Origin of the sequence: Planktothrix sp. FACHB-1355, assembly GCF_014748295.1 — a bacterium.
GTDB lineage: Bacteria > Cyanobacteriota > Cyanobacteriia > Cyanobacteriales > Aerosakkonemataceae > Aerosakkonema > Aerosakkonema funiforme_A.
This window is the reverse complement of sequence record NZ_JACJUP010000902.1, coordinates 1-3,029: the sequence shown is the minus strand read 5'-3', so window position 1 is coordinate 3,029 and position 3,029 is coordinate 1. Positions and strand designations below refer to the sequence as shown.

Genomic DNA, 3,029 nt, shown 5'->3' with positions numbered 1-3,029 from the left:
GCTAGTGCGTTCCTTTGCGTTAAAAAAATAAATCCCAAACACAAAACCGACAAATGACCAAAAAAGCTTTCGTAACAGGCGGAACAGGATTCATCGGTGCTAATCTAATACACTTGCTAGTCCAACAAGGATACACAGTTAAAGCCTTAGTCCGTCCCTCAAGTCCCCTGAATAACCTGCGCGATTTAGACATAGAAATAGTCAAAGGAGACTTAAAAAAACCTAATTTGTGGCAGCATATGGTTGGCTGTCAGGTATTATTTCACGTAGCTGCCCATTATTCCCTTTGGCAAGCCGATTGTAACGCCCTTTACTGCAATAATGTTTTGGGGACTCAAAATGTTTTAGCAGCAGCGCGTCAGGCGGGGATCGATCGCACAGTTTACACCAGTTCCGTAGCAGCTATTGGCGTAAAAGAAGGCGGTATCGCCGACGAAACTTATCAAAGTCCGCTCGACAAACTCGTCGGTCACTACAAAAAATCTAAATATCTCGCCGAACAGGTAGCAATAGAAGCTGCCAAACGCAATCAAGATGTGGTAATTGTCAATCCTTCCAGTCCGATCGGCCCTTTCGATATCAAGCCTACTCCCACTGGCGATATTATACTGCGTTTCTTGCGTCGGCAAATGCCATTTTATCTGAATACCGGGTTAAATTTTGTTGATGTACGGGATGTGGCGTGGGGACATTTGCTAGCTTTGGAAAAGGGGAAAACAGGCGATCGCTACATTCTGGGAAACCAAAACCTTACGCTGAAAGAAATATTAGATAAACTATCCGAAATTACAGGTATTCCAGCACCCCAAAAAACTGTACCCGCTTGGTTGCCTTTAAGTGTAGCTTGGATTGACGAAAATCTTCTCGCGCCTTTAGGCAAAGCGCCTTCCGTTCCTTTGGATGGCGTTCGCATGGCACAACAAACTATGTATTACGACCCATCCAAAGCTGTGAGAGAATTGGGTTTACCTCAAACTCCGATCGAGACAGCTTTAAAAGATGCAGTTGATTGGTTTAAGAAGAATTTTGAATTGCGAGATATTAACGAATAGTTCGAGCAGTTTCAGTTTGAATTTCTTCGATAATAGCTGCGATTTCTTCTTCTGAATCTAAATGCCGCGACAAAACTTGAACGGTTGTTTCTAGCAAGCGATCGCTATACATTTTAGCTAAGTCTTGCCGCAGACTCTGCCCGATATAAAACTTCAGCAAAGCTGTCAAAGACATATCTCGATTCGCTGCTACTTTCTTGAGCGATTCCAATGTATCTAATGGAATCGGAATTGAAACTGTTTCTGTTGGTCGAGGCCGCAACTTTAATTCAATTTTTTCATTATTCTTCATATAATCTTCTTTCACTAGGGGTAACAGGACGAGCAGAAATTATGCGAATTCGCACACCGCGTTCTACATAAACTACCAACAAGAGGGCTCTCCAGCGGTTTCCACAGTTGGCTCTCAATTTGGTTCCACAGTTCGCTATCAAGTTGACTGTATAATTGCCACCACAGTTGGCTCAGTTGGTTTTCTAGTTGGCTCCACAGATGCCTTTCCAGTTGGCTTTCCAGTTGACTCCACAGTTCGCTCTCCAGTTGGCTCACAACAGTATTGCACAACACAAAAGGACTATCGCAAAAAATAATTTCAGGCTCTTGATAGCCAATTAGCTCGTAAGCTACTTTGATGGAGTTAGCTGCTTTTTGACGATCGATCGCCTCCGTAGACAGCGCTATTTTTCGCCACTTTTCCCGATATACCGGAATTAGTGCTTCTTGCTGGGGAGTAAGTTTTTCAATCTTAGTCTGCGACATATTATCGCTGAAATTTAACATTGCTCGTTGCTAATTTTCCCTAGTTAATTCTTGGTGGAAATAGCGATGAATAATTAACTATGAATCATCAACAAATCTGTCACACTTCTGGTTCAATTCCAGCAGCTCGCAACTGCGATCGCAATTGCTCTAGCTTTTGTTCTGCTCGTTCCGCTCTTTCCTCTCCCGTTAGCAACAAATTGCCTTCACTGTCCCACCAACGAAGCCAGGGTAATTCAAGATTTTGATATCGTCCTTGCCAAATTCCCAACTCCACCCCTAAAGGTGCAATTTGATAGTGACCGCGATCGTTTGCTACCATTAGCTGATACTCACCCTCCATTAAATGATAAACTTCTACACGAGCGCGGTTGACTTCATAAATTCCATAAAATGCCGGACGAATCACATTTTCGTAAATCCAAAATTTACCGGGTTTAACATCCTCTTGAGCAGAGCGAGTAATAGGCGTTTTGTCTCGTTCTTCTGACCCATCTCCCGACACAAATTCTAATACAATTAATGGCGGGATTAGTTCTTGCCACAACACATAAGAACGACGGACAATACCGTTGAGAGTTGCTGGCACATTCGGAACATAAAACCAATCTGGAGATTCCGCTCCTCGTTCGGGCGGGTCAGTTAAACGCCAATAAATTCCGCAATCTTGACCGATACAATAATTCCCGTCGGGATGCCTTTGCTCGAAGACCGGGGTAATAGAATCTGTTAATAGAATGCTTTGAGGATGTTCTTGAAAATTTTTCACAAAGGTTCCGTCTGATTCCGGTAACTGAGTGTGGTCGGGTAAAGCTGTGATAATTTTTGGGTGATTTGTTGTGGAAGTCACGGTATTCAATATAAAAGGATTTTTGACTTTTGAATGATTGACTTTTGACTTGCGCGTAGCTGTCAAAAGTCCCTAGTCCCTAGCGATAAATTATTTAGGGCGATCGCTTTCCCTAAATCGCCCTAAATAGCGGATAAATTAAAAAGAGTAAACGCGCCCTTCTTCGTCAATATACACAGCTTTATCCGCTCTGAATTTTGAGTCAGATTGGCGAATTCTCACCATGACTACATTATTGTTGGCGTTATAGTCATATAGCAACTCATTGTCAGCATAAATATTAATACTGGCAATATCAGCTATGCCATCGATCGCACGAATCGTAAATTGAGTGGCACTACTGGGAGCTAAGATTCGTTCTGGATTGG

General features: G+C 42.7%; 4 protein-coding genes and 1 pseudogene. 1 reads left to right on the top strand and 4 read right to left on the bottom strand.

The window, feature by feature from the left end; translation table 11 throughout:
* Positions 1-53: 53 nt before the first annotated feature.
* Positions 54-1,052, top strand: a complete 999-nt coding sequence (gene hpnA, locus H6S82_RS26705) for a hopanoid-associated sugar epimerase (protein ID WP_190472813.1) — start codon at positions 54-56, stop codon at positions 1,050-1,052.
* Here hpnA and H6S82_RS26700 read toward each other — a convergent pair.
* The 4 genes and pseudogenes from H6S82_RS26700 to H6S82_RS26685 all read right to left on the bottom strand — a co-directional run.
* The gene (locus tag H6S82_RS26700; RefSeq protein ID WP_190472811.1) at positions 1,042-1,344 is read right to left on the bottom strand and encodes a hypothetical protein; all 303 of its coding nucleotides are present in this window, start codon (positions 1,342-1,344) and stop codon (positions 1,042-1,044) included. The two genes, hpnA and H6S82_RS26700, sit on opposite strands and share 11 nt — an antisense overlap.
* 14 nt (positions 1,345-1,358) lie before the next feature.
* Positions 1,359-1,811 carry a hypothetical protein gene (locus H6S82_RS33755; RefSeq protein ID WP_191056993.1) on the bottom strand — a complete coding sequence of 151 codons (453 nt, stop codon included), beginning with the start codon at positions 1,809-1,811 and terminating at the stop codon, positions 1,359-1,361.
* Between the two features lie 100 nt (positions 1,812-1,911).
* The gene (locus H6S82_RS26690) at positions 1,912-2,670 is read right to left on the bottom strand and encodes a Uma2 family endonuclease (RefSeq protein ID WP_199315541.1); all 759 of its coding nucleotides are present in this window, start codon (positions 2,668-2,670) and stop codon (positions 1,912-1,914) included.
* A 129-nt stretch (positions 2,671-2,799) separates the two neighbouring features.
* A pseudogene (locus H6S82_RS26685) lies at positions 2,800-3,029 on the bottom strand (hypothetical protein); the annotation flags it as partial.